14 protein-coding genes and 1 pseudogene are annotated in these 26,342 nt (G+C 70.0%); 5 read left to right on the top strand and 10 right to left on the bottom strand.

Annotation, left to right across the window (positions count from 1 at the left end; translation table 11 throughout):
• Nucleotides 1–2 precede the first annotated feature (2 nt).
• On the bottom strand, nucleotides 3–1,646 hold the full coding sequence (locus DK389_RS06350; RefSeq protein WP_109888181.1) for a hypothetical protein: 1,644 nt from the start codon (nucleotides 1,644–1,646) through the stop codon (nucleotides 3–5).
• Nucleotides 1,647–1,851: 205 nt separating this feature from the next.
• Between DK389_RS06350 and DK389_RS06345 the strand changes: the two genes are divergently transcribed.
• The 4 genes from DK389_RS06345 (at nucleotide 1,852) to DK389_RS06330 (ending at nucleotide 9,752) form a co-directional block, all read left to right on the top strand.
• On the top strand, nucleotides 1,852–3,042 hold the full coding sequence (locus DK389_RS06345; RefSeq protein WP_109888179.1) for an adenylate/guanylate cyclase domain-containing protein: 1,191 nt from the start codon (nucleotides 1,852–1,854) through the stop codon (nucleotides 3,040–3,042).
• Between the two features lie 80 nt (nucleotides 3,043–3,122).
• Entirely contained in the window at nucleotides 3,123–5,030 is a 1,908-nt protein-coding gene (locus tag DK389_RS06340) for a PhoX family protein (RefSeq protein WP_109888177.1), read from the top strand.
• A 266-nt stretch (nucleotides 5,031–5,296) separates the two neighbouring features.
• Nucleotides 5,297–6,544, top strand: a complete 1,248-nt coding sequence (locus DK389_RS06335) for an efflux RND transporter periplasmic adaptor subunit (RefSeq protein WP_109888175.1) — start codon at nucleotides 5,297–5,299, stop codon at nucleotides 6,542–6,544.
• A 40-nt stretch (nucleotides 6,545–6,584) separates the two neighbouring features.
• Entirely contained in the window at nucleotides 6,585–9,752 is a 3,168-nt protein-coding gene (locus DK389_RS06330; protein ID WP_109888173.1) for an efflux RND transporter permease subunit, read from the top strand.
• Between the two features lie 10 nt (nucleotides 9,753–9,762).
• Here DK389_RS06330 and DK389_RS06325 read toward each other — a convergent pair whose 3' ends face one another.
• From DK389_RS06325 to DK389_RS06310, 4 genes are all read right to left on the bottom strand, one after another.
• Nucleotides 9,763–10,218: a four-helix bundle copper-binding protein gene (locus DK389_RS06325; protein WP_109888171.1), complete on the bottom strand. Its 456-nt coding sequence runs from the start codon at nucleotides 10,216–10,218 to the stop codon at nucleotides 9,763–9,765.
• Between the two features lie 155 nt (nucleotides 10,219–10,373).
• The gene (locus DK389_RS06320) at nucleotides 10,374–11,117 is read right to left on the bottom strand and encodes a DUF4214 domain-containing protein (protein ID WP_109888169.1); all 744 of its coding nucleotides are present in this window, start codon (nucleotides 11,115–11,117) and stop codon (nucleotides 10,374–10,376) included.
• Nucleotides 11,114–19,291 carry an Ig-like domain-containing protein gene (locus DK389_RS06315; RefSeq protein ID WP_109888167.1) on the bottom strand — a complete coding sequence of 2,726 codons (8,178 nt, stop codon included), beginning with the start codon at nucleotides 19,289–19,291 and terminating at the stop codon, nucleotides 11,114–11,116. The genes DK389_RS06320 and DK389_RS06315 overlap by 4 nt, the downstream gene beginning before the upstream one ends.
• Before the next feature lie 213 nt (nucleotides 19,292–19,504).
• On the bottom strand, nucleotides 19,505–20,068 hold the full coding sequence (locus tag DK389_RS06310; protein WP_109888165.1) for a PilN domain-containing protein: 564 nt from the start codon (nucleotides 20,066–20,068) through the stop codon (nucleotides 19,505–19,507).
• 274 nt (nucleotides 20,069–20,342) lie between these two features.
• Here DK389_RS06310 and DK389_RS06305 point away from each other — a divergent pair, with 274 nt between their 5' ends.
• Nucleotides 20,343–20,660 carry a hypothetical protein gene (locus DK389_RS06305; RefSeq protein WP_162560530.1) on the top strand — a complete coding sequence of 106 codons (318 nt, stop codon included), beginning with the start codon at nucleotides 20,343–20,345 and terminating at the stop codon, nucleotides 20,658–20,660.
• Between the two features lie 264 nt (nucleotides 20,661–20,924).
• Here DK389_RS06305 and gspG read toward each other — a convergent pair.
• From gspG to DK389_RS32110, 5 genes and pseudogenes are all read right to left on the bottom strand, one after another.
• Nucleotides 20,925–21,317: pseudogene (gene gspG / locus DK389_RS06300) on the bottom strand (type II secretion system major pseudopilin GspG); the annotation flags it as partial.
• Nucleotides 21,318–21,352: 35 nt separating this feature from the next.
• Nucleotides 21,353–22,282: an SCO family protein gene (locus DK389_RS06295; protein WP_109888161.1), complete on the bottom strand. Its 930-nt coding sequence runs from the start codon at nucleotides 22,280–22,282 to the stop codon at nucleotides 21,353–21,355.
• 166 nt (nucleotides 22,283–22,448) lie between these two features.
• A complete protein-coding gene (locus DK389_RS06290; protein WP_109888159.1) occupies nucleotides 22,449–24,899 on the bottom strand; it encodes a multicopper oxidase domain-containing protein in 2,451 nt (816 codons plus the stop codon).
• 217 nt (nucleotides 24,900–25,116) lie between these two features.
• Entirely contained in the window at nucleotides 25,117–25,767 is a 651-nt protein-coding gene (locus tag DK389_RS06285) for a LuxR C-terminal-related transcriptional regulator (RefSeq protein WP_109888157.1), read from the bottom strand.
• 103 nt (nucleotides 25,768–25,870) lie between these two features.
• On the bottom strand, nucleotides 25,871–26,047 hold the full coding sequence (locus DK389_RS32110) for a hypothetical protein (RefSeq protein ID WP_162560529.1): 177 nt from the start codon (nucleotides 26,045–26,047) through the stop codon (nucleotides 25,871–25,873).
• Nucleotides 26,048–26,342 lie beyond the last annotated feature (295 nt).

Raw genomic sequence — 26,342 nt, 5'->3', positions numbered from 1 at the left:
CCTCAGAGGTCGACCGCCGTCGCGGTCCGGCCTTCGTAGATCCCATAGGCCAGGTAATGCAGCAGCGGGTCGATCCGCGCGGCGGCGACGTCCGGGTTCTGGGCGAGGTAGGCGCTCGTGTCGAAGGCCGCGGACGGGTCGCGACCTTCGCGCCAGCCGAACGTGTCGTAATGGGCGAGGGGGTCGACACCGGCGGCGCGCACGTCGGGATTGGCCCTCAAGTAGGCGTCGGTGTCGAAGAAGGCGTTGCCGTCGCGGCCCTCGCGCCAGCCGAAGGTGAGGTAGTGCTGGCGGGCGAAGGCGAGAGTGTCGCTGGCGGCGAGTGCCTCGCGGGCCACGTCCGCGTTGTCGAGGAGATAGAAGGCGGCGTCGAAGCCACGGGCGGCGTTGAGGTCGGCGGACCGGCCGATCGCCGGGGCCGGCGCCGCCCGCCCCTCGTAGCGGCCGAAGTCGAGATAATGGGCGAGGGGGTCGACGCCGGCCGCCTTCACGTCCGGATTGCGCAGAAGGTAGAGGTCGGTGTCGAAGTTGGCGCCGGGGTCGCGGCCCTCGCGCCAACCGGTCTGGTCGTAGTGGCTGAGCGGATTGACCCCGGCCCGCCCGACATCGGCGTAGGCCGCCCGGTAGCCCAGCGTCGAGAAGAGGGCGTCGGGATCGCGCCCCTCGCGCCAGCCGAAATTCGCGTAATGCGCCTCCGGGTCCAGCCCGGCCGCCCGCACGTCCGGGTTCGAGATCGTGTAGAAGGCGTCGCTGACCAGCGCGCTGCGATCGGCGATGTCGCCGTAGAACAGCAGGTAGTCGCGGCCGGAGACGATCCGGCTTCCGTCGACGAGGATCGGCGTGTTGTTCGGCAGGAGCCCGAGATCTTCGCCGTAATTCGTGAGCGGATGGTAGGTGGCGGCGAGCGCTCCGAAGGCGGCCAGGCCAGCGACCCGGTCGGCCAGCGTCGAGTTCGGGCCAAATTGGTTGCCCGCGTCGGACAGGAGTCCGCGCAGCGCCTCCTCCAGGGCCGAACCGATATAGGTCGGGTCGCCGACCCGCCGGATCGTGTCGCTCCAGAGGAAGTTCGTCTCGTAATTGACCGGCGTGAAGCTGTAATTGGCGACCGGGTCGAGATACTCGACGTAGTTCGTCAGTGCCCCGGCGCCGCTCGGCGGGATCTTCGTGGTCGAGAGCCCCGGCGCGGCGAAGGTCAGTCCGTCGACGCCGAGTTCCGCCGCGACGTAGGCCGCCTCCGCCGCGCCGAGCGAGTGCCCGGTGATGGTGATGCGGTCCGTCCCGATCCCCAGGAGGGCCGCCGCGGCGATCACTTGGCGGCTGAAGGTGACCGCGTCGGTGAGCGCCTGCGGGATGCCGCCGTGATAGAGGGCGATGTCGGCCTCGATCTGGGCGAGGAGGAAGTCCGGCCGCTCCTTGTACCCGGCCGTGTCCGTTCCCTCGAAGCCGAGCACGATCTCGGGGACCGGGCCCGGTGTCTGGAAGGAGGCCCCGTGGAAGCCGCTCGGCAGCAAGCCCGAATCGAACTGGCCGCTGCCGTAGAAGAATGGCGCGAGGCCGACCGGGACCGGCGGCAGCGCGTTGCTGTCCGGGAAGCCGTACATCCAGCGGGAGATGTCGTAGTAGTTCTGCAGGGTCGGCTGTGCCATCTGAACCGTCTCCGCCGGGACAAGGGATGAGGTTTGGGCGTGGCCTCAAGCACGTGATCGGCGAAGGATCGCGCGCCATCAGGGTCTTCGTACGAAACCGCACGGCCGGACCGAACCGAGCCGTCGAAAAATCGACAGTAACAGGAAACAATCGGAAGTCGAACGCCCGTGACGGAACTGTGATTTTACTGATTTGACTCGCCGCATGGACGCACTCGCCCAACCTCACGATCTGATCGATTGGATCCTGCGCCACGCGCTCGCGACCGACGACCTCGGCGGCCTGCTCGCCGGCATCTGCGAGCGACTGTCCGCGCGCGGCGTCCCGCTCTGGCGGGCGAGCCTCGACCTGCCCACCATCGACCCGCATTTCCGCGCGCTCACGCACAAGTGGTGGCGCGACCAGCCGGTCACGGTCGGCACCTTCCTGCACGGGCCCGAGCAGGAGCAGAACTTCCAGCGCAGCGTGATCTACCACCTGCTCTCGCGCGACCTCGAGGAGCACCGCTGGCGCCTGGAGGCGGGCGAGGGGGCGGCCGAGTTCGAGCTCCTGGCGAGCCTGCGCGAGGCGGGGGGCACCGATTACGTGATGCGGCTCGTCACCTTCGGGGACGGCGGATCGGTGGTGCGCGGCTTCGCCCTCTCCTTCGCGACGGACCGCCCGGGCGGCTTCTCGGGCACGGAGATCGAGGCTGTCGGCCGCCTGATCCCGGCGCTCGGCCTCGCGGCCTACCGCACCAGTGCCGCCCTCACGGCGGCGAGCGCGCTGAGCGTCTATCTCGGCGCGAACACCGCGCAGCGGGTGCTGGCCGGCGAGATTCGCCGCGGCGAGGGCGAGCGCATCGCCGCCACGATCCTGTTCGCGGACCTGAAAGGGTTCACCGACCTCACCGAGCGGGCCGACGCGCTGCAGGTGGTGGCGTGGCTCAACGAGCATTTCGAGGCGATCGGCGCCGCCGTCGCCGCGCAGGGCGGCGAGATCCTGAAGTTCCTGGGCGACGGCCTGCTCGCCGTCTTCCCGGTCACGGAGGTCGGGCGCTTCCCCTGCGCGAGCTGCGAGGCCGCGCTGCGGGCCGCGGAGGAGGCAGTCGCCGGCAACGACGCGCTCAACGCCGAGCGCAGGCGGCGGGGCGAGCCGGCGCTCGCGGTCGACGTCGCCCTGCATTTCGGCGAGGTCGTCTACGGCAATGTCGGGGCGAGCCGCCGGCTCGACTTCACCGTCATCGGCCGGGCGGTCAACGAGACCTGCCGGATGGAGGCGCTCTGCGACGAGCTCGGGCGCAGCATCGTCCTCTCGGAGGATTTCGCCCGCCGTTCGGCCCGCGAGACGATTCGCCTCGGCGCCTTCGGGCTGCGCGGCGTGCGCGGAGAGCGCATCGTCTACGGCCTCGCCTGATCGCGTGTCACAGCTCTGACATGCGGGTGCGGGAGGGTCCCGCCCATCCGGACGATCCCAGAAGCCCGAGGTCCCGCCCCATGCCGAACGGACGCAGCGTCCGCCGATCCGACGCCGAGGCTCAACCGACCCTCGACGATCTCATCGCGGTCCGGCTGAGCCGCCGCGACCTGATGCGGGGGGCGCTGGCAACGGGCGCGGCCGCGCTGGGCGCGCCGCTCCTCGCGACGGAGGAGGCGGACGCGGCGGAGGGCTTCGCCTTTGCCGAGGTCGAAGCGGGGGTCGACGAGACCCACCACGTCGCCGCGGGCTACGAGGCCGAGATCCTCCTGCGCTGGGGCGATCCGATCTTCCCCGATGCGGCCCCGCTCGATCCGCGGGCGCAGGATGCGGAGAGCCAGCGCCGCCAGTTCGGCTACAACAACGACTTCGTCGGCTACCTGCCGATCGGCGGGTCGAGCGAGCACGGGCTGCTCGTCGTCAACCACGAGTACACGAACAGCGAGCTGATGTTCCCGGGCCTCGGCCCGCAGAGCCGCAAGACCAGCCTCGACGTGCTCTCGCGCGAGCAGGTGGCGGTGGAGATCGCAGCCCACGGCGGCTCGGTCGTCGAGATCCTCCGCGAGGGCGGGCATTGGCGCCCGGTCCTCGGCTCGCGCTTCAACCGGCGCATCACCGCCGAGACGCCGATGGAGCTGACCGGACCGGCCGGCGGGCATGCGCGCCTGCGCACCCCGGAGGATCCCGCGGGGCGGCGGGTCTTGGGCACCATCAACAATTGCTCGGGCGGCCTCACGCCCTGGGGCACCTGGCTCTCCGGCGAGGAGAACTTCCACTATTACTTCGCCGGCACGCTGCCCGAGGGGCATCGGGAGGCGGAGAACGCCCGGCGCTACGGGCTCGGCCAGCCCTTCTACGGCTGGGGGCGCTTCCACGACCGCTTCGATCTCGCGAAGGCGCCGAACGAGCCGAACCGCTTCGGGTGGGTCGTCGAGATCGATCCGTTCGATCCGAACTCCGTCCCCAAGAAGCGCACGGCCCTCGGGCGCCTGAAGCACGAGGGCGCGGCCGGCATCGTCGCGAAGGACGGCGCCTACGTCGTCTACCTCGGTGACGACGAGCGCTTCGAGCACGTCTACAAGTTCGTCACCGCGGGCCGGGTCGATCCCTATCACCCGGGTGCCAACCGCGACCTGCTCGATGCCGGCACGCTCTACGTCGCCCGGTTCGACGCGGACGGGACGGGCCGCTGGCTCCCCCTCGTCCACGGCACGGGCGGCCTCGACGCGGACGCGGGCTTCGACTCGCAGGCCGACGTGCTGATCGAGACGCGGCGCGCCGCCGCCATCCTCGGCGCCACGCGGATGGACCGGCCCGAGGACATCGAGGCGAATCCGCGTTCGAACCGCGTTTACGTGATGCTGACGAATAACGGGCGCCGGCAGGCCGATGAGGTCGACGCCGCCAACCCGCGCCCGAAGAACGCCTTCGGCCACATCATCGAGATGCTGCCGGACGGCGAGGATCACGCGGCCACGACCTTCCGCTGGGAGATCCTCCTGCGCTGCGGGCCGCCCGCGTCCGGCGCGACCTTCTCGGCCGAGACGAGCGGGAACGGCTGGTTCGGGATGCCGGACAATTGCGCGATCGACGGCCGCGGCCGGCTCTGGGTCGCGACGGACGGGAACTCGCGCAAGGCGACCGGCCGGGCGGACGGGGTCTGGGCCGTCGAGACCGAGGGGCCGCGGCGGGCGACGTGCCGCCACTTCTTCCGGGTCCCAGTCGGCGCCGAGATGTGCGGGCCCTGCTTCACGCCGGACGACGAGACCTTCTTCGTCGCCGTGCAGCACCCGGGCGAGTCGGACGACGACGCGATCCCGGCGAGCTTCGACCGGCTCCCCACCCGCTGGCCCGATTTCCGCCCCGACATGCCGCCGCGCCCGTCCGTGGTCGCGATCACGCGGAAGGGCGGCGGCGCCATCGCATGAGCCGGGCCGCCGGCCCGTTCACGAAAACGTGCCTGCGGCCTGCGGCCGCGTACTATCGAGCGCTGGAGCGTTTGCGGGGATCTCGGTGTTCTCTCACGCAATCCGGGTTAAATCAGTCACGGACCCGTCAAAATGTTGGCCTACCGACGCCATCGCAGCGTTCAGGACTGGTGCCGGACCAGCCGCCTGTGCATGAGAGCGGTCGATGAACTGCGTGTCCCTGTCCCTGTCGCTGTCACCCAGCGCGGGCGCCTGAGCTTACTCCGATGAGCACCATCCCGGGTCAGAACCTCCGCCCGATCGGGCTGAGGATGCGTACGCAACTCCTCATCCTCGCGACTCTCGTCGGCGCTGGGTTCGTGGGCTACGGCCTGCTGCACCGCGGCCCGGCCGATGCCGCCGTGCAGCCCGCCGCTCTGACGGCGCCCGCCCCGACCGGCGGCTTCGTCCTCACGACGGCGCAGCTCGCGACGCTGACGAGCGAGCCCGTCGAGCAGCGGATGTTCTTCGAGGAGATCGCCACCGAGGGCAAGATCGGCGTCGACGAGTACCGCGCCACCCCGATCTTCTCGCCCTATCCGGGCCGCGTCGTGTCGATCCTCGCGCGCTCGGGCGAGCAGGTGAAGCAGGGCGCTCCCCTGTTCGCCGTGCAGGCCAACGAGATGGTCCAGGCCCAGAACGACTATCTCGCGGCCCTCAACGTCCTCAACAAGAGCCGGTCGCAGCTGACCCTCGCGCAGACCGTCGAGAAGCGCCAGCGCGACCTCTTCGAATCGCGGGCGACGACGCTGCGCGAGTTGCAGAACGCCCAGAACGACCTCACGACCGCGACGAACGACGCGCGCACGGCCGAGGTCGGGCTCGAGGCGGTGCGCAATCGCCTGCGCATCCTCGGCCTCAAGGACGACGAGATGGCCGCGCTCCAGAAGGGCGCGATCAACCCGACCACGACGATCTACGCCCCGCTCTCCGGCACGGTGATCCAGCGCAAGATCGGCCCCGGCCAGTACATCGGCACCGGCGGCAGCGACCCGTCCTACATCATCGGCGACCTGTCGAAGGTCTGGCTGATCGCGCAGCTGCGCGAGAGCGACGCCGCCAAGGTCGATCTCGGCGAGCGGCTGACCTTCCGCGTCCTCTCGCTGCCCGACCGGACGTTCGAGGGCCGGGTGAACTTCATCGGCGCCTCGGTCGATCCGGCGACGCGCCGCATCGTTGTGCGCGCCGAGATCGACAACCCGCAGGGGCTCCTCAAGCCCGAGATGTTCGCGAGCGTGCGCATCATCAACGAGCGCGAGACCCTCTCGCATTCCGTGCCCCGGGCCGCGGTGATCCTGGAGGGGAGCAAGGCGAGCGTCTGGGTGCTGAAGGCCGACAATTCCGTCGAGAACCGGGAAATCAAGCCCGGCATCGTCGATGGCGGCACGATCGAGGTCCTCGACGGACTGAAGACGGGCGAGCGCGTGATCTCGCGGGGCTCGCTCTTCGTCGACCGGATGGCGACGCAGGGCTGATGGCGCGGCCGGCTTCTCGCCGGCCAGGGGGATCATCCACATGGACGCCATCGTCGCCTTCGCCCTGCGGCAGCGCGTGCTCGTCGTGCTCGCCTTCGTGCTCCTGCTGATCGGCGGGCTCGCGGCGTTCCGCACCCTCAACATCGAGGCCTACCCGGACCCGACGCCGCCGATGATCGACGTGGTCACGCAGGCGCCGGGCCTCTCGGGCGAGGAGATCGAGCGCTACATCACGGTGCCGATCGAGGTAATGACGTCCGGCCTGCCGAATTTGAAGCAGGTGCGCACGGTCTCGCTCTACGGCCTCTCGGACGTGAAGCTGCAATTCGGCTTCGAGTTCACCTATTACGAGGCCGAGCAGCAGGTGCTGAACCGGCTCGCCCAGCTCGACCCGCTGCCGAACGGCGCGAAACCGACCATTTCGCCGGTGAGCCCGATCGGCGAGATCTTCCGCTACAAGCTCGTCGCTCCCCCGGGCTACAGCGTGCTCGATCTGAAGACTTTGCAGGACTGGGTGCTGCGCCGCCGTTTCCGCGCGGTGCCGGGCGTCATCGACGTGATCGGCTGGGGTGGCAAGACCAAGACCTTCGAGATCAGCGTCGATATCGACAAGCTCTCCGCCTACGGTCTCACCCTGGCCGGGGTGGTGAAGACCCTCAACGACAGCAACCTCAACGTCGGCGGCAACCGGATCACGCTCGGCGCTCAGTCCGCCGTGGTGCGCGGCGTCGGACTGATCCGCTCCACCGACGACATCGAGGAGACGGTGCTGGCCCAGTCGGGGGGCGCGCCGGTACTGGTGCGGGACGTGGCCCACGTCACGATCGGCCACCAGCCGCGCCTCGGCATCGCCGGCATGAACGACGACGACGACATCGTGCAGGGCATCGTCCTGATGCGGCGCGGCGAGCAGAGCACGCCGACGATCAAGGCGGTGGAGGCCGAGGTCGCGCGCATCGAATCGTCGGGCATCCTTCCGCCGGGCGTCCGGATCGAGCGGATCTACGACCGCTCGGACCTCATCGAGGTCACGACCCACACCGTCCTGCACAACATGATCTTCGGGATCAGCCTGATCCTCGTGATCCAGTGGCTGTTCCTCGGCAACCTGCGGAGCGCGCTCATCGTCGTGGCGACGATCCCCTTCGCGCTGTTCTTCGCCGTGATCATTCTGGTGCTGCGGGGCGAATCCGCGAACCTCCTCTCCGTCGGCGCCCTCGATTTCGGGCTCATCGTCGACGGCACGGTGATCATGGTCGAGGCGATCTTTCGGCGGCTCTCGGGGCACGGGCCGCCCACGCCCGGTGGCGGCGCCAAGGGGCTCGCGGGCAAGCTCGGGGCGATCGTGCGCGCGTCGAGCGACGTCAGCCGCTCGATCGTGTTCGCGGCCATCATCATCGTCACGGGCTTCCTGCCGCTCTTCACGCTCACCGGCGTCGAGGGCCACATCTTCGGGCCGATGGCGCAGACCTACGCCTACGCCCTGCTCGGCGGCCTCATCGCCACCTTCACGGTGACCCCGGTCCTGTCCGCCTACCTGCTCCCGGAGCATATCGAGGAGGTCGAGACCGTCCTCGTGCGCACGCTCGACAGCCTGTACCGGCCGGCGATCCGCATGGCGCTCGGGAACCGGGCGCTGGTGCTCGGGCTCGCCGCGCTGCTGACGCTGGGCGTCGGCCTCGCCTCCCGCAACCTCGGCTCGGAATTCCTGCCGAAGCTGGAGGAGGGGAATCTGTGGTTGCGCGCCACCATGCCGGCGACGATCTCGCTCAAGGAGGGCAACCTCTACGTCAACCGGATGCGCCGCATCATCGCCGCGGTGCCGGAGGTCGAGCGCGTCGTGTCCCAGCACGGCCGGCCCGACGACGGGACGGATGCCGCCGGATTCTTCAACGGCGAGTTCTTCGCGCCGCTGAAACCCGTCGAGCAGTGGCGGCCGGGCGTGACCAAGGACGCGCTGACGGCGGAACTCCTCGACAGGCTGCGGGCCGAGTTCCCGGGGATCGAATTCAACCTCTCCCAGTACCTGCAGGATAACGTCGCCGAGGCTGTCTCAGGCATCAAGGGCGAGAATTCCTTCAAGGTGTTCGGGCCGGATCTGCAGACGCTGACCGACGTCGCCCGCAGGGTCGAGGCGGTGCTCAAGACCGTGCCGGGCGTGACCGATCTCGGCGTCTTCACCTCGCTCGGCCAGCCGACCGTGCAGATCGACGTCGACCGGGTGCGCGCCGCGCGCTACGGCCTCACGCCCGGCGACATCAACACCACGGTCCGCACGGCGATCGGTGGCGACAGCGCGGGCGACCTCTACGACACCGGCAGCGACCGGCACTACCCAATCATCGTGCGCCTCGCCTCGCAGTACCGGCAGAGCGTCGGCGCGATCCGCAACCTGCGCATCGCGGGCCAGGGACCGAACGGCACGGTGATCCAGGTGCCGCTCAACGAGGTCGCCACCGTGCGCCTCGTCTCGGGTCCGGCCTACATCTACCGGGAGGGGCAGGAGCGCTACTTGCCCGTGAAGTTCAGCGTCCGCGACCGCGACCTCGGCAGCACCATCATCGAGGCGCGCGAGCGCGTGGCCGCCGAGGTGGCGTTGCCGCCGGGCTACCGGCTGGAACTCGTCGGCGAGTTCAACAACATGCAGGGTGCGCTGGCCCGGCTCTCGGTGACGGTGCCGCTCGCGGTGGCGCTGATCGCGATCCTGCTCTTCGTCAACTTCAACTCGATCGTCGACACGCTGCTCGCGTTGAGCGTCATCCCGATGGCGGTGGCGGGCGGCATCCTCGCCCTCGTCTTCACCGACACGCCGTTCAGCGTCTCGGCGGCGATCGGCTTCATCGCCCTCCTCGGCATCGCCGTGATGGACGGCATCATCGTGATCACGCAGTTCAACGCGCTGCTCGCAGCCGGCGAGGAGCGCGTCTCGGCGATGATGCGCACCTGCCTCACGCAGATGCGACCGGTGGTGATGACCTGCGTGGTGGCAGGCGTCGGGCTCCTGCCGGCGGCGCTCTCATCGGGCGTCGGCTCCCAGGTTCAGAAGCCGCTGGCCCTCGTCGTGGTTGGCGGCATGGCGCTCGCGCCGCTCCTGATCCTGCTGATCCTGCCCGTGCTGATCCTGCTCCTGTCCCGGCGCCGGACGGCCGAGCAGCCCGAATCCGATGGGGTCATCGACGAGCCGGAACTCGCACCCTTCGAGGCGTGAGGGCTGCGCCTCACGCCGCGATCTTGCGGCACTCCTCGGCGCAGGCCCGGCAGGAGGCGCCGCACGCCTTGCACTCCGCGATGTCGGGGAACTTGTCGCATTCCTTGCCGCAGGCGATGCAGATCTCGCCGACGGCCTTGGCCAAAATCGCGGTGTGGGGCGAGTTGACCGCCGAGAGGGCTTCGAGCGCGGTGCAGGCCCGGATCAGGTCGTGCACCGAGGCGGTGCAGGAGGCCATGCTGGTATCCTTCATCGCCAGCATGCCGAAACAGTGGCGCAGGCAGGCATTGCCCGTCGAGACGCAGTGCGCGCTCGATTCCGTCAGCGCCTTGTACTTCGGCGGATGGTCGTGCCCGCCGGCGCCGTGACCGGAATGGTCGTGACCCATCTCGTGCGCCTGCGCCGAGCCGATGGCTCCGAAGGCCGCCACGGCACCGATCGCGGTCATGAAGTCACGGCGTTCCATCGAGAGCCTCCCCTGTTCGCCACTCGGCGCGGTGCCCGGAGAATGCCGCGGAAAGCTCGGCGGGTCGAGCCGTCGAGCTTACACGTCGACAGGCGGCCGGAACGGAGACGGCCGGGCTCCGATCGCCCGGCCGCCCCAATCCGGTCCCCGTCCTCTCAGGCGAGGTGCCAGCCCTGCTCGATCTGCGAGGCGAGGTGGTGGTGCGCTTCCTCGCTCTGCGCGATGCCGAGGGCGACCTCGGCCCGCGAGGCCCCGTGGCCCAGCGCTCCCGTCCAGCTCGCGAGGCCGCCGGCCTCGGCGTGGCGGCCGAGGGCGTTCTCGTAGAGCATGTCGACGAAGGCCGCGTCGGACAGGCCCCCGTGCTTGGCCTGATACTCGCCGGAGCCGAGGAAGGCCCGCACCATGCCGGCCTCCGACAGGCCGCCCTTGAGAGCCTGCGTCCAGGCCTGAAGCCCGCCCGCGTCCGGCGCGCGGTCGAGGAGCGTGTAGTAGAGCCGGGCCGCGTCCGTCGCCGCGTGATCGTCGACATAGATGCCCGCGCTCAGCGCCGATTGCAGGCTCGCGACGTTTTCGGCCGACAGGGCGAAGCCGACCGCGACGTCGGCGCGGGTAGCGCCGTGGCCGAGGGCGCCGGCCCAGCCGTCGATGCCGGCGGCCTCGCCCGAGCGGTGCAGGGCGGTCTCGTAGAGATGCGCCACGAAGCCCCTGTCGTCGAGGCCGCCGAACTTTGCCTGCATCTCCGCAGAGCGCAGGAACTGGTCGGCGACGTCGCGCAGGGCCGCGCCGTTCTTGAGCGCGCCGACCCAGTATTCGAGGCCGCCGGCGTCCGGTGTCCGGTCGAGGATGGCGTCATAGAGGGCGTAGACCTGGCCCTCGAAGCTGCGCACGTCGTGGCTCACCGTGCAGAACAGGTCTCGGTTCGCCGCGAAGTCGAGGTCGAAGGCGAAACTGTCGCTGTGCCCGACATTTCCGGCCGCGTCCGTGGCGGTCGCTGTGAGGAGGTAGTGGTGGCCAGGCCCCCCTCGCTCATCGCGAAGGGCAGGCTCCAGTTGCCGGCCGCGTCCGCCGTCACCGTGCCGAGGACGGCGGCACCGTCCTTGATCGTGATCGCGGCGCCGACATCGGCGAGGCCGACCGTGCCGGACACCGTGTGGCCGGTGACGTTACCGGGACCGGACACCGCCTTGACGGCGAGCGCGGGCGCGGTGGTGTCGAGGGTGAAGCTCACCGCGGCCGAGGTCGCGGCATTGCCCGCGGCGTCGGTGTAGCGGACCGCGACCGTGTGGGCGCCGTCGCCGAGCATGGCCGGGTCGTAGGTCGCCGATGCCTTGCCGTCGACGACGTAGCTCAGGCTGTCACCCGCCTCGGACGGCTGGGCCGAGAGGTGGCCGTCCTTCGTGATCCCGTCGCCCGGGAGGCCGGTATCGGCGGCGAGGGTGACGGCGGGAGCCTCCGGTGCGCCCCGGTCCAGGGTGAAGGTGAGGTAGGCCGCCGCCGAAGCGTTGCCGGCGAGGTCCGTCTGCCGCACCGCGAGCGTGTGGACACCGTCCGCGAGCGAGGCCGGATCGTAGCTCCCCCCGAAGGTGCCGCCGTCGAGGCTGTAGCTCAGGCTCGCGCCGGCTTGCGTGGCGGTCGCGGTCACATGGGCGTCGCTCGTGATCCTGTCGCTCTGCGATGCGCCGGTGTCGGTGGTGAGCGCGACGTTGGGCGCTCCGGGCGCGGTCGTGTCGAGGGTGAAGGTCAGGGAGCGCGCCGCCGAGACGTTGCCCGCCGCGTCCGTGTGCTTCACCGAGACCGTGTGCTGGCCGTCCGCGAGGCTCGACGGGTCGTAGGCGCCGTACGCCTTGCCGTCGACGCTGTAGCTGTAGCTGCCGCCGGCCTCGGCTCCGGTCACCACTAGCCGCGGATCGCCGGTGACGCGGTCGCCCGCGGTGCCGGTATCGTTGGCGAGCGCCAGCGTCGGGATGCCCGGCGCCGTGGTGTCGAGGATGAAGGTGAGGTAGCCCGCCACCGAGACGTTGCCGGCGGCGTCGGTGTGCTTCGCCGACACCGTGTGCTGGCCATCCGCGAGGGCGCCCGGAGCGTAGGCGGCGGTGTAGGCGCCTCCATCGACGCTGTAGCTGTAGCTCCCGCCCGTCTCCGCGGGCGTGACCGTGACGGCCCCGTCCCGCGTGAGCTTGTCGCCCGCTGCGCCGGTGTCGTTCGTGAGCTTCAGGCCCGGCGCGTCCGGCGCGGACCGGTCGAGGGTGAAGGTCAGCGATCCGGCCGCCGAGACGTTGCCGGTCGTATCGGTCTGCGTGACCGAGACCGTGTGCTCGCCGTCCGCGAGGAGGCTCGGGTCGAAGCCGGCTGCGTAGCCCTTGCCGTCGACGCTGTAGCTCAGGCTCGCGCCGGGCTCGGTGCCGCCGACCGTGAGAGTTCCGTCGCGGGTGAGCTTGTCGCCCGGCGCGCCGGTGTCGTTGGCGAGCGCGAGGCCGGGGGCCGGCGGGGCAGTCCGATCGACGGTGAAGCTCAGCGCACCCGCCTCCGAGGTGTTGCCGGCGGTGTCCGTGTGCTTCACCGAGACCGTGTGCCGACCGTTGGCGAGGCCGGCTTGGTCGTAGCTGTCCGCGTAGGCGCCGCCGTCAACGCCGTAGGTGTAGCGGCCGCCGCTCTCGGCCGGCGTGACGGTGAGCGTTCCGTCCTTGGTCACCCCGTCGCCGGCGATGCCGGTGTCGTTGGAAAGCTTCAGGGTCGGAGCTGCGGGCGCCGCCCGGTCGAGGGTGAAGGTGAGGGCGCCGGCTTCCGAGGCGTTGCCGACCGCGTCCGTGTGTCGGACGCGCACGGTGTGCTCGCCGTCGGCCAGATGGCTGTCGTCGTACCGCGACTCGAAGCTGCCGCCGTCCACGCTGTAGGCGAGGGTCCCGCCCGTCTCGGCGGTCGTCACCTTGATCTCGGGGTCGCTCGTGATCCGATCGTCAGAGGCGGAGCCGGTGTCGTGATCGAGGGCGACGGCCGGCTTGCCCGGCGCCGTCGTGTCGACCGTGAAGACGATCGGCAGGCTCTGTCCGGTATTGCCGGCGCCATCCGTGCCCGAGGCGACGATCCGGTGCTCGCCCTCGCCGTCGATCTCCACGGCGGCGCTCCAGTGGCCCGTCCTGTCGACGATGGCGGTGCCGATCTCCTTGCCGTTGTCGAGGATCTGCACGGTGATGCCGGCGTCGTTGAGCCCGACCGTGCCCGAGACCGTCTGCACGCCGGCCTTGACCAGTGACCCGGCCGAGATAATCGCGAGGCCGGGCGCCGACTCGTCCCCGTCGCCCTCGGCATGACCGTCGCCGTTCACGTCGCCGACGTGGTGCTTCGCGTAGCCCACCTGCACAGTCAGGCCCGCGCCGGTGAACTTCTGCAGCAGGGCTGCCATCTCCTCGGGGGAGTAGGCGGTCGCGAGCCCTTGCGACGCCGCGCCCTGGGCCACGCGGCTCACCGCGGCGACACCGACGAGGAAGTCGAGCCCGTCGGCCTTCGTGGATTGCTCGGACACGAGGGCGTTGTGGCCGTTGATCAGGGCCTCGACCTCCTCCGAGAAGGTCGAGGTCGGCAGGATGCGGCCGACGAGTGCGTGCACGGTGGCCGGGTCGGAGAGATCGAAGGGGAGACCGGAGGCGATCATCGCCACGATGTCGCTCATCGGATTCGCGAAGAACGCGGCGGATTGCAGGAGCGAGACGGTGTTGAGGATCTGCGAGGCGGTGACGAAGAGGTGCTCGGCGAGCGCCTTGGCCCCCGTCGTCGCGTTGCCGTCCATGATCGTCGCGATCGGATCGATCTGGGTGACGTCGACGCTGGCATCGAGCGCGAGGGCCGAGCGCAGCTGAGTCTGGGCCGCCGCGAGACTGGCGCCGCGCCCCATCAACTCCACGAGGATCGTGGTCAGGGGGCTCACGACGATCGAGCCGGTAGGCGCCTTGAATGTGCCGTTGAAGGCGAGGTTCGTGGCAATGTCGATCGCGCCCGTCCCGCCGGTGGCGACGATCACACCCGGCTTGCCCACGAGGGTGAAGTGTCCGGTCGCGTCGGTAATCGCCTGCGCCTCGAAGCTCTGGCGGAAGCCGTCGCCGTTCGAGTCCATGAACACGCTGGCGCCGGCGATGTAGCCGTCCTGCAGCGAGCCGTTGATCACGGCCTGCGAGCCGGGCGTCGGGTGGATCACGTTCAGGCGGAAGATGTCCGTGACCGTGAGCGGGGTGCCGGGACCCAGGTCGGTGGCGCTGACCTTGATATCGACCGGGCCCGTGACGGACGTGGCGAGCGTGCCGGTGATCCGCAGGGAGCCGTTGGCGGCGACCTGATCGACGACGCTGAGGCCGATCTCCGAGAGCGCGTGCCCGTTGGCGAGCGTGACGGTGTATTTCAGCTGCGCCGCCGGCGTCTGCGCGTCGCCGAAGACCGTGGTGACGGGCAGGTACAGGTTCACCGCCCCTTTCTCGAACACGCTGGTGTCGGGCAGGCCGACCTGGCCCTGCTGCGGCACCACGAAGGGCGCCGTGTTGACGTTCGGCGGGGTAGTGACCACGGCGGTCTGGGCCGAGACCACGCGCTCGGTGTAGCCCAGCGCGTCGACGAAGGAGGCACTGACGCGCAGCGCCTGCCCGACGACGAAGGCCGAGACCTTGTAGGATTCGCCCGTCGCCCCCGTGATCGGCACCCACTCGCCGCGGGCCGGATCCAGATACTCCCACTGGTAGGTGACCTTCGGCAGGAAAGCCGAGGGATCGGCGGAGTTCAGCGCGTCGAGGTCGAGGAGCGAGTTCGTGGCGTTGAGAAGCTGGCCGATGACCGGGTTTCCGGCAATGTCCACGGTGCCGAAGGGCAGCGTGTTCTTGGTCGGCATCGTGAACAGGAACTCGCCGACGCTGTGGGTGCCGTCCCGGAACTCCAGGCGCTCGATATTGCGCAGCTTGTCGACGCCGTCGTCCACGATCGCCGCCGCGCCGCCTCCGCCGCCGCCTGCGCCCACCGTCACGTGGACGACGGAGAAGAAGCCCTCCGCGTCGAGCCCGTCCCAGCCGCGGCCGTCCGCCGTGCGGGCGCCGATGACGTAATTGGCGGCGATGTCCGAGTAGACGGCGGTGTCGACGTCGTTCGGGCGGCCCCCGTCGAGGATCTCTCGGACGATCTGGCCGTTCTCGAGCCTGACATGCAGGTAGGCATCGCCGTCGATGATGTCGTTGCCGGCGCGGCCCTCGATGCGGTCGCTGCCGCCGCCACCCAGGATGATGTTGCCGCCCGAGAAATGGACCGGCGCATCGGGCGAGAAGAACGTGTCGAGCCCGGTGATCAGGGTGATGTTGTTGAGCTCGTTCGTTGGGTCGGCGACCGCGTCGTTCGTGCCCTGCAGGAAGTCGTCGTAGGACGAGCCGCTGAGCCCTTCCGTCTCGATGAAGCGGTCGCGGATCGCGTCGGGCGAGAGCGGGGGCGAATCGAGGATGAAGTCCTTGATGTCCATGTCGACCGAGACGCCGGCCCGGTCGAATTCGTAGGACGCCCAGTCGAAGCCGTTGCGACCCTCGAAGCGGTTGAAGCCGCCGCCGCCGATCATGATGTCGTCGCCGCTGAAGCCCTGCATGCGGTCGCCGCCATTGGCCGCGGTGTCGGTGACGGGGCTCGTGATCGGATGCCCGTCCGGCCCGGTCGGCAGCCAGGTGCCGCCGATCAGGACGTCGTCGGAGCCGTAGAGGGGCAGCTGCCCCGTCGGCGCGCCGGCATCACCGACGATCAGGTCGCCGCCCTGGCCGCCCTCGATCCAGTCGTCGCCCTCATTGCCCTGAATCTCGTCGTCGCCCTCGCCGCCGTCGATGATGTCGTTGCCCTGGCCGCCCTGGATGTCGTCGATGCCCTTGCCGCCGTGGAGCGTGTCGTTGCCGTCGTTGCCGAAGATGATGTCGTCGCCGATGCCGCCGTCGATCCAGTCGTCGCCAGCGTCGCCGTGGATCGTGTCGTCGCCCGCGGTGTCGGTGATGTGGTCGTTGCCCTCACCCCCGTAGAGGAAGTCGTTGCCGTTGCCGCCGTCGATGACGTCGTTGCCGCCGTCGCCGTAGACGGTGTCGTCGTCGGCGTTGCCGGCGAACAGGTAGTCGTCGTGCTCGGTGCCGCCGAGCACCATCGTGTTGCCGAAGAAATTGTCGTCGCCGAGGAAGTGGATCGACTTGATGTCGGCCCCGTCCGATCCCTTCAGGTGCTGTCCGTGATCGTCGAGCACCCAGCTCGACTCGAGGAGGAGCTTGCCGGTCGTCGGGTTGCGGGTCCAGGTCGAGATGTCGTCCGGATTGATGGCGCTCGCCTCGACCGTGTACTCGGGCGCGAGGAAGACGCTCGCGCTCATGTGCTTGGTGCCGAGGTTGTGCATGATCATCTCGGCGAACGAATTGTTCTCGATCTCGCCGAGGAAGTGCGTGCCCTCGAGGCGGGGCAGGTAGTAGAGCCGGTCGCCGTCCTGCAGGTTCTCCAGCTGGATGCGGAAGATGTAGTCGAAAGTCGAGCCGAGCAGCCCGCCGAACAGGTTCTGCTTCTCTGCGAGGCCGCCGATCCAGAGATCGACTTGGTCGAGGCCGGTGATGCTGCCCGTGCTCCGGAACGGGATCGCGCCGCTGGCGTCGTGGAGCGCGTTCGGGTCGAGCTTGAGCGCCGCCGGGTCGGTGATGTTCGCGTAGGCGCCCGTGCTGTGCAGGAAATCATGGGCGTCCTTGATGTCGGCCGCCGAGACGCCGCTGCCCGAATAGCCGTCCTGGCCGTGTTCCACGAGGAGGAGCGCGGCCGCGCGCTTGCCCTCGAGCGTCGTCGCCTCGAGGATGGTGTGGTGCGTGCCGTAGGCGGCCACGAAGTTGATCAGCGACGCCTCGTGCTTGAGGTAGCTGCCGAACTCGCTCCAATTCGCGTAGGGCTTCACCGAGCTGTCGTGCGTCTGGGCGTAGATCTGGTTGCGCACGAGGTTGAGCGGCGCCACGCCGGTCTCGCGGCCGCGGGCGATGTTGAGGGCGGCGAGGTCGAGGGGCAGGCCGAGCAGGTTGTTGCGCAGCGCGCCGGTGACGAACTCGTCGATCTCATTGCCGGGCTGGTTGAGCGCGCCGAGGGCGATCTCGCCCGCCGCGTCCGCGCCGTGGGCGGCGAATTCGAGCGGGTTGGTGAAAGCCTGGATCAACCCGATCGCGTTGAGGACGGGGTTGCCGGAGGCGTCGAGGAGCGGCGTGCCGGCGAGCGGGTTCGGGGTTCCGGTGACGGCGTCGGTCGGCTTGCCGTCCGCGTCGAGATACTTGCCCTGCAGCACGTAGCGGTTGAGGTTCTCGTCGAGCATCGAGTGCCCGAACCGGTAGACCGCGTTCGCGAACTCGGAGGTGATGGCCGGGTCGAGATGGACGTTCAGGTTGCCGAACAGGTGGATGGCCGGCGAGACCTTGCGGGCGAATTCCTCGAAGACGAGGTGCTGGTACTGCGTCTCGGTGCCGAACTTCGCCGCCTGGAACAGGCGCTCGCCGTTCCACTCGTTGTCCTGGATGCCGTCCGAGAGGTCGGTCCCGTCGAGGACCCAGTGGCTCGCGAAGGCGGTGTCGCCGTTGGCGAGTTCGGACAGGACGAGGTCTTTAACCTGCTGCACGAGCCGGTTGTGCTCGTCGTGGAAGACCTCGTGGATCGCGGTGAGGCCGACATTCTCGTTCGCCCGCCCGTCGCCCGCGATGTAGTGGGCGTCGAGGAGCTCGTTGTCGTAGGCCACCGGGTTGCCGCGCGCGTCGATCCCGCCGGGCGTGCCGTCCGCGTTCCGGTAGCCGACCGCAGAATCGCCGTCCGCCTGGAGATGCGGCCCCGCCGCCTCCGGGTCGCTCGGGGCCGCGCCGTAGGCCATGTCGTTGAGGAACTGGTGGCCGGTGCGCACGGAGCCGACCGTCGAGAGCGGCGTGGTCGGGCTGCCGGAGCGTAGGACGTCGTCGGCGGTGCCGGCGATCCCGTCCAGCCCCTTGAAGACGATCTGGGCGTAGCCCGTCGCCGGATCGGGGATGAAGTTGCCGTAATCGTCGGTGGCCAGCAGCGGGATGTTGTTCACGTCCTCGTCGCTGAGCCTGATGCCGATCTTGAGGGCATTGGCCTTCACGTCCGCCCAGGTCGGCTCGCCGCCATTCGCGCCCGTGAGCAGGCGGCCGGTCGTGTGGACCTTGCCGTCCGCGCCGACGATGTACTCGCGCAGGAATACCTGGTGCGAGGGGTGCGATGTGTAGGTCTGGTTCTGGTCGACGAAGGGCGTGACCTGGTTCGTGTTCGCGTGGATGTCGTCGGCGGTGCCGAGCTTGCCGTCGGGGCCGGGCTGGTTCGTCGCCCGCGTCAGCACCATGAAGTTGGTCTGCCCGCCCGGGACGTAGAGTGGATCGTCGGGCTTGAGCGGGATGTAGACCGTGCCGCTGACGCTGCTCTTCGCGATCAGGTCGAGGCCGTGGTCGAAGAACTGGCCGAACAGCGTGAAGAGCGTGTTGAACGGCGCCGAGAGGCCGGCATCCGGCGTCACGTTCTCGATGTAGAGGCTGCCGTTCTCGATCTTGAGGCCGAGCCCGTCCGTGAGGGTCTTGAGCGCCGCGTTCGCGGTGGCGAGCGCCGCGGCGTCGTGGGCGGCCGTGGCGGATTTCACGGCGTCCCAGGCGGTGGCGACCCTGGCGGCGTCGGCGTCGGGATTCGAGGAGCCGGTGAGCTTCAGCGCGGCGACGACGGCGGCGTTGTTGTTGAGCGACTGATCGGAGATCAGGTTGCTGATGACGCGCGGATCGGCGTCGAACACAGCGCCGCTCGTGCTGGCGTAGGAGGTCGCCGGGCCGCCGGGCGGCGCGAACAGCGACGGGTCGGCGCTCTGGAAGACCGGGTTCGTGAGCCGCGGGAAGGTCTGGTCGGCTGAACCGTAGAGGGGCTGGCCCGTCACCGTGCTGTTGTCGGTGCCGTCGACGTGGCGCAGGCCGAAGGTCAGGTGCGGGTTGACGGGGTTCTGTCCGGCCTCCGCCATCTCGATCTGCGTGAGGACGAAATCCAGATCGGTGCGGTTGAACTCGACGCCCATGACAGCCCCTCCGTTACTTTCGGAAGATCCGCGCTCTATCTGCGCTGAGGGGAATTTTTCACGGGGAGCACCGGGACCAATACATGCAAAGGTCCGGCGGAATGATCTTCAATGGTCTGAGCGCGCGTCGGACCTTGGTCCGATCCCGATCCTAAGCGCTTCGCCGAAGGTCCGAACCCGCCGCGCTCGGCCGGCCCGGGGGCCGGCCGGCTCTCATGGTGTGAGGATCTCCTCGGGGAGGCGGGTCTGGCGGAAGGTGGCGCGGAGGGCGAAGCGCTCGCGGGCGCGGGCCTTGTCGAACACGATCGGGCCGGAGAGCGTGGGGTTCTGCAGCAGGTGCGAGCCCTGCAGCCGGGCGATCAGCTCGGCCGCCGCCTCGCTGTAGCCGGACAGCTCCACGCCGGCGCCCGTCACCTGGATCTCGGTCAGGTAGGTCGTGGCCGGCAACAGCCGCGCCAGCTCCTCCCACACCGCCACCACGCCCGGCGCCTCCCGCAGCCGCGCCAGCTCGCCCGCCGCGCCGATCAGCCCGTAGACGCTGCGCAGCCGCTCGGCCGAGCCCCGCGCCGGCGCGTCCATCGCCGCCATCTGCGCCTCGAGCGCGCCGATCAGCGCCGCCTGCCGCCCGGCCAGCCCGCAGAAGCCGGTCAGCGCCAGCGCCAGGCAGGCCGCGCCGAGGCCGAGCGCGGCCCGCCCCGCCGCGGGCCGGGCCGGGCCTGCGCCGCCCGAACGGCAGCACCGGGCCGCCGGCCTCCGCGTCCTCCGGGCTGGCGCCATCCTCCGGGCCGGCGCCACCCTCCGGGCCGGCGACACCCTCCAGGCTGGCGATCGCGGCGCGCGCCAGCCCGAGCCGGGCCAGCGTCCGGTCGAGGAGGCTGGCCGGCACCACGAGGTAGTGCACCCGCACCCGCTCGGGGCCGTTCGGCGCCACCGCGCAGGCCAGCGCGATGTCCTCCGGCCGCAGCGGCGTCTTGCGGAGGATCTCGGCCCGCACGATCGCCTCGGCCTGCGCCAGCGCCCGCCGCGGCAGGCTCAAGGAGCGCCCGACCGCGTGCGGCAGCGCCAGGCTCAGCGGCACCGCCCGGCCGCCGGCCGCGGCCGCCGCCCGGGCCCGGGCCCGGTCGAGCCGGGCCGGGGCGTACTCGGCCCAGGTGATGCGCTCGGCGTGGAGCTCGGCCCGGGGCGTGCGCAGGCTGAGGCCGAGCCCCTCCGCGTCGGGCCGCAGGCGCAGGCGCAAGGGGGGCGGGGCGGGGCCGCGGGGGTGCCGGCGGCGGGGCGCAGGGCGGACAGGCCCGCCTGCAGCTCGGCCCGCCACCAGCCGGCCAGCGCCGCGAGCGGGGCGGCGAGCCGCGCCCGGCGCCCGGCGTGACGTTCGGCTTGACGTTCGGCTTGGCGGGCGCCCGGCACGGGTCCGGAGGGGGTCATTCGGCGGCCCTCCCGGAGGGGTCGGACCGCGAGAGGTCGGATCGCGAGAGGTCGGCCTGGCGCCCGCCGCCGGGCAGGGCGGGGCCTGTCGGGGCGATGGCGGGGGTGAGGGCGGGCGCGGCGGGGCGGGGGCGCGGGCGCGCGGGTCGGCCTCGCGGTCCTGGCCCGTGACGGTGATCAGGAAGCTGCGGCCGCGGTCGGGCGAGGCGTAGAGGTAGGGCCGGCCCCAGGGATCCTTGGGCACGGCCGCGCCCTTGAGGTAGGGGCCGTTCCAGGAGGCGAGCCCGCCCGGCGGGCTGACCAGGGCCTGCAGGCCCTCGCCGTCGAGGGGGTAGCGGCCGTTGTCGATGAAGAACAGCTCGACGGCGCTGGACAGGGTCTCGACCTGGATGCGGGCGGTCTTGGCCTTGGACTCGGTGAGGTAGCCGAGCACGCGCGGGCCGACCAGGCTCATGATCAGGCCCATGATCGAGAGCACGACGATGACCTCGACCAGGGTGAAGCCGGCTTGGCGCGCGGCGCGGCGAGAGCCTTGGCGAGCAGCGCGGCGCGCGGCGCGGGCGCGAGGCTCGTCCGGGCTGGCGGTGATGGGGTCGGTCATGGCGTGGCGCTCCCTCCCGGCACGGGCCTGCCGCCTCAGTGGTGGTGATGATGGTGGTGATGGTGGTCCCCGGCGCTCGCCTCGCGGGCGGCGTCCTTCTCGGCGTCCTTCTCCGCCTCCTGGGCGGCGTAGGTGCGGGCCTCGAGATAGGCGAGCACGTCGGCGGCGTCGGCCTCCGAGAGCGCGAGGTTGGGCATGCGCACGGACGGGAAGGCCCGGGCGAGATCGAGGGCGGCCGCGTCGCCCGCCGCGCGCAGCCGCTGCGGGTCGGTGATGTAGGCGGTGAGCCAGTCGCGGGAGCGCCGGGCGCCGATGCCGGCCAGGTCCGGCCCGACGCGGGCGCCCTGGCCGATCGTGTGGCAGGCCGCGCAGGTCTTCAGGAACAGGCTCTGGCCGGGCAGGTCGGTGGCCAGGCTCGCCTCGCCGATTGCGGCCCCGCCGGTGCGGCCGGCGCTGAAGGCGGGGTTCATGGCGCGGATGGTGGCGGCGAGCACGGTGAGGTCGCCGAAGGCGGAGTCGCGGGCCCACTCGCCGGTGGCGTCGTTGTAGAGCAGCAGGGTGCGGCTGTGCTCGACCAGCTTCTGGCTGCGCTCGCCGAGCTTGTGGCGCACCAGCGCGATGGCCTCGGGCTGGCCGGTGAGGAAGGTCCATCCGGGCCCGGCGCCGAAGGCGTCGGCGTAGGCCTTGAGGCGGGCGGGGGTGTCGGTGAGGGGATCGATGCTGATGGCCACGAAGACGGGCTCGGCCGCCTCCGCGCCCTTGTCCTGGGCGCCCTTGTCGTGTGCGAGCTTGTCGTGTGCGAGCTTGTCGTGTGCGAGCTTGTCCTGGACCTGGGTGAGGCGGGCGGTGACGACGGGGCAGATGTCGCGGCAGCTCGTGTAGATGAAGGCGATGACGGCGATCCGGCCTTTCAGCACGTCGGAGTAGAAGCGGCGGCTCTGCCCGTCCTGGTCGGTGAGCGCCACGTCCGGCAGGTAGCCCTCCCCCAGCGCGTGCCCGCAAGCGACGGGCTCCCCGCGAGCAGGGTCAGGGCCGCGCCCGCGATCAGCGAGGCGCGCGTCAGAATCCGGAACATGGGATTGGCTCTCTCGCTGGAGGAGAGCGGCCGGGGTGTCGGCCGCCCGCGTCGCGTCAGGCGCGGCCCGGCGGCTTGAAGGTCGGCTGGGCCTCGGGCAGCACCTCCGGCACGCGGAAGGTGACGCCGTCGGGCGAGGGGATCGGCGTGTTCGAGATCTGCCAGTGCGGCCGGCTGCCCGTCTTCACGTAATCCGGATCGTTTGGCGCCGGGGTCAGGAGCTGGTAGCGCAGCAGCATCGCGAAATCCTCGTGGACCGTGTTGTGGCAATGGTTCACGTAGGAGCCGCCGAACTCGCCGAAGCGGACCTGGAAGCGTACGGTGCCGCCGGGGCGCAGGCGCCAGACGTCCTTGCGCACGAGCTTCTCCATCGGGCCGATCGAGGCGCCGCCGCGGTCGAGGGTGATGCCCTCCTCGAAATGGAGGTGGATCGGGTGGTCCCAGCCGGTGCCGCCGTTGACGAGGGTCCAGTACTCGACCTCGCCGGGCTTCGGCACCAGGGCGCCGATGCGGTTTGCGTTCAGCGAGTGCGCGGCCTGCCCATTGATGCGGACCGCCCAGGGGAAGGACTCGATGTCCCCGCATTCGGGAATGCACTGGCCGGTCTTCGGGTCGCGGGAATCGCCGCCGCCGGCGCGGTTGAACTCGATGACGCGCTCGCGCACGGGGGCGACGACGGGAATCTGGGTGGTCAGGGTCTTCAGCCCGCTCTTCCAGTCCGCATTCGTGAAATCGGCGCTGCCGTCGATCTCGGTGCCCTGGTAGGTCCGGCTCGGGTCGTCGACGCTCTTGATACCGCCCTTGCGGACCCGGAACTCCATGATCGGGCCGACGCACGGGTCGGCGGCCACCCCCTTCAGGGCGTTCGACATGGAGACTGCGCCGTCCGGCTTCATGCCCGCCGTCTGCTGCAGCAGGTTGACTAGGTAGATGCTGTCACCGTCGGCGAAGGCCGAGAAGTCGATGACGATGTCGTAGCGCTCGGCGACGCCCTGCTCGTCCAGTTCCGTGATCTGGATGGGGTTGACGACGAGGTTGCCGTCGTTGGCGATGAACCAGATCGGCACCGTCGTGCCCGACGAGTAGGAGCGGGCATTGTTGACGGCGACGGCGAGCTTGATGAAGCGCGACATCGACGCGTTGAGGATGCGGAAGCGGTACCGGCGCGGCAGCACCTCCATGTAGGGGTAGTAGCTGCCGTTGACGGCCAGAATGTCGCCGAGGAAGCCGTCCGTGTCGAAGATGTCGAAGAAGAGCTGGCCGTCCTTGTCGAAGGCCGGGTTGGAGACGGCGAGGTTCACGTCGAAATCCTGGTTGCCCCAGGGCAGCGAATCACCACTCGGCAGCAGCAGGTTCACGCCGTCCCTGATGCCGGTGCTGGCCCGGTCCGGCCCGCTGTAGTAATTGCAGAGGGCGAAATTGCCCTTGTGCACGTTCTCGGCCGTGAAGAAGAACCGGTGGTCGTGGAACCACAGGGTGCCCTGCAATTCGCGGTAATCGCCCTCGACCATCATCAGGCCGCCGTCGTCGGTCGGGCCCGAGGCCTTCTTCTGGTAGAGCGGGTCGTTGAAGGCGCGGATACTCGGCATGTCCCGCCGCGCCAGGGTGGTGCCCCAGTGGTAATCGTAGAACGTGCCGGGGAAGTGGTAGGCGTTGCAGGCGCCGTCGCTCTCCGCGCCGTTATGCGCGTTGTGGAAATGGGTCGAGATCTCGTTGCGGCCGAAGCCGCCGTTCTGGGTGCGGTCGACCGGGAGGTCGTTGTAGATGCGGGTGAGCATCGGCTCGCCGTAGCGCGCCTTGATCAGGCAGGGCGCGCCGTAGCCGAGACGCGAGCCCGCGTTCGACCCCCGCCAGCCCGGCTGGCGCGGCCCGAACGACCACATCGCGTTGGCGTTCTGCGCCGGCATCTCGTTGCAATACTTGGTGCTCGACTGGCACTGCCCGAGGGACATGATGTAGCCGACCTTCGGGAACAGGTCGCGGTTCGAGCTCGTCGGATCCTTCGACCAGCGCTGGTGGGCGAAGAACTCGCCCGGCGGGCGGCCCTCGCAGGGGCCGCGGCCGGTCAGCGGGTTCGAGAGGCGCTGCCAGTTCGCGCCCTTCTTGCTCCACTCGTCGTGGTAGGACAGGCGCCGGCCCGGCAACTCGTTCGCGTAGGGCCGGCCATTCGCGTCGAGCCAGATCACGTCGTCGCTGCCAGCCGCGGCCACGAGCGGGATGCGCGGCTGCACCACCGCGCGGTTCAGGGGCTCGTGGAATTTCTGGGCGCCGAAGAGCGGGCTCGCCGGGGTCCCCGTCGGCACGGCCGCGTAGGCGCTGCGCACGAAGGGGCTGAGCCCGTGCTTGGCCGCGATCAGGCCGCTCGCGCCGTAGAGACCCCAGCGGAACATGTCGCGCTTGGTGATCTCGCCATGCGAGTGCGCCTTGACGATCTCCAGCCGGTTCTCGCGGGCGCGCTCGGCCTCCTGCATACGGATCCGAGAGGTCGTTTTGCGGTCCAGAAACATGGCAGCCGTTCCCAAAGAACTGCGATGTTCGGATCCTAGACAGTCGAGGCCGCCTGAATACCAACCAAGGACCAGCGCTCTGCGGGGCCTAGGTCCTAATCCGGTTCCGACCTTGGTCTGATCGGGCGCCGGGGCCCGGAATCGCGCGGGCCCCGCACCCCGCCGCGCGGGGCGGCGGAGGTGCGGGGCCCGGTGCGCGAGCGTTCGGCGCGCGCGCTCAGTGGCCGACGAGGTTCGAGCGGTTGTAGGCCAAGAGGGCGGCCTGCACGCGGTTCCGGACGTTGAGCTTGTCGAGGATGATGGTCAGGTAATGCTTGACCGTCTTCTCGCTGATCTCGAGGCGCCCGCCGATCTCCTTGTTGCTCAGCCCCTCCGCCAGCAGCGTCAGGATCTGCTCCTCGCGGCCGGTCAGGCTCGAGAACAGGGTCTGCTCGGGCCTCGGGGCCGGGTTCCGCGGCTTGGCGAAGAGGCGGGCGGCCAGCGCCGGCGTGACGTAGCGCTCGCCACGGTGAATCACCCGCACGGATTGCACCAGTTCCGGGCCGCTGACGCCCTTGAGTACGTAGCCCCAGGCGCCGCCCTGCATCGCGGCGCAGACCTGCTGGTCGTCCACGATGCTCGTCAGCATCAGGATCTTCACGTCGGCGCAATGGGCGACGAGGGTCTCGACCGCCTCCGCGCCGCCGCCGAGTATCCCGATGTCGAGGACGATGACGCTCGGCTTCAGGTCGGCCGCGAGGCGGAACGCGTCGGACGCCGACGCGCCCTCTCCGACGACCGCGATGTCGGCCTCGCCGTTCAGGGTGTAGGCGACGCCGGTGCGGAACAGCGGATCGCTATCGATGACGACGGCACGGATCTCGTTCACCTTGGGCCCCCTGTTTGGTCGGAGCCGCGCCGCTGAGTGGCGTGCCCCGCGAAGATCACCGATCAGTTCGGACGCTGCGAAGACCAGACGCCGGATAAGGACGTCAGTCGGACACGGGCCGGCGCGCGGCGGGGCGGCGGATTTTCGCCGTCCGGCGCACTGGGACGGTGACAAAACTCCTCACATGCCCGTGAGGAGTGATCTTCTGCAGGAAGAGACCCCTTGCGACGCGCAGACATTCGATAAAGTCTGAAAAGATCTTGACGATGTGCGGGCTCATGGATCTCAACCGAATTGCGGTTCCTACGTAAGTACTCGGTGCGCCCATCTTCCGTTTATCTGTTTCTCTGTAGTGCCTCGGGCGCTGAAGCACTGCACGTTCGAACTGCTGGGGCAATCCCAACAGTTTTGCAATAATTTTTTGTGATTAGAACAGGCTAGTACCCCTCTGCTGAGTGATGCTGTTTCGGTGCACAAGCGTACTTGTGAAGACTGCTCTTCGTGTGCCGTCAGCCTGACCGAAGAGAGTCTTCGCCAGCGCGCGCAGGGGGCCGGGCGCAGCTCGGCCGCGAATC

Source organism: Methylobacterium durans (genome assembly GCF_003173715.1).
Classification (GTDB): Bacteria; Pseudomonadota; Alphaproteobacteria; order Rhizobiales; family Beijerinckiaceae; genus Methylobacterium; species Methylobacterium durans.
Note: the sequence above shows the minus strand (reverse complement) of the source record. Positions and strands in the feature narration are given on the sequence as shown.

Coding starts and splice junctions, on each gene's coding strand:
- DK389_RS06350 (WP_109888181.1), bottom strand. CDS start 1,646: ATGGCACAGCCGACCCTGCAGAACTACTACGACATCTCCCGCTGGATG.
- DK389_RS06345 (WP_109888179.1), top strand. CDS start 1,852: ATGGACGCACTCGCCCAACCTCACGATCTGATCGATTGGATCCTGCGC.
- DK389_RS06340 (WP_109888177.1), top strand. CDS start 3,123: ATGCCGAACGGACGCAGCGTCCGCCGATCCGACGCCGAGGCTCAACCG.
- DK389_RS06335 (WP_109888175.1), top strand. CDS start 5,297: ATGAGCACCATCCCGGGTCAGAACCTCCGCCCGATCGGGCTGAGGATG.
- DK389_RS06330 (WP_109888173.1), top strand. CDS start 6,585: ATGGACGCCATCGTCGCCTTCGCCCTGCGGCAGCGCGTGCTCGTCGTG.
- DK389_RS06325 (WP_109888171.1), bottom strand. CDS start 10,218: ATGGAACGCCGTGACTTCATGACCGCGATCGGTGCCGTGGCGGCCTTC.
- DK389_RS06315 (WP_109888167.1), bottom strand. CDS start 19,291: ATGGGCGTCGAGTTCAACCGCACCGATCTGGATTTCGTCCTCACGCAG.
- DK389_RS06310 (WP_109888165.1), bottom strand. CDS start 20,068: ATGGCGCCAGCCCGGAGGACGCGGAGGCCGGCGGCCCGGTGCTGCCGT.
- DK389_RS06290 (WP_109888159.1), bottom strand. CDS start 24,899: ATGTTTCTGGACCGCAAAACGACCTCTCGGATCCGTATGCAGGAGGCC.
- DK389_RS32110 (WP_162560529.1), bottom strand. CDS start 26,047: ATGAGCCCGCACATCGTCAAGATCTTTTCAGACTTTATCGAATGTCTG.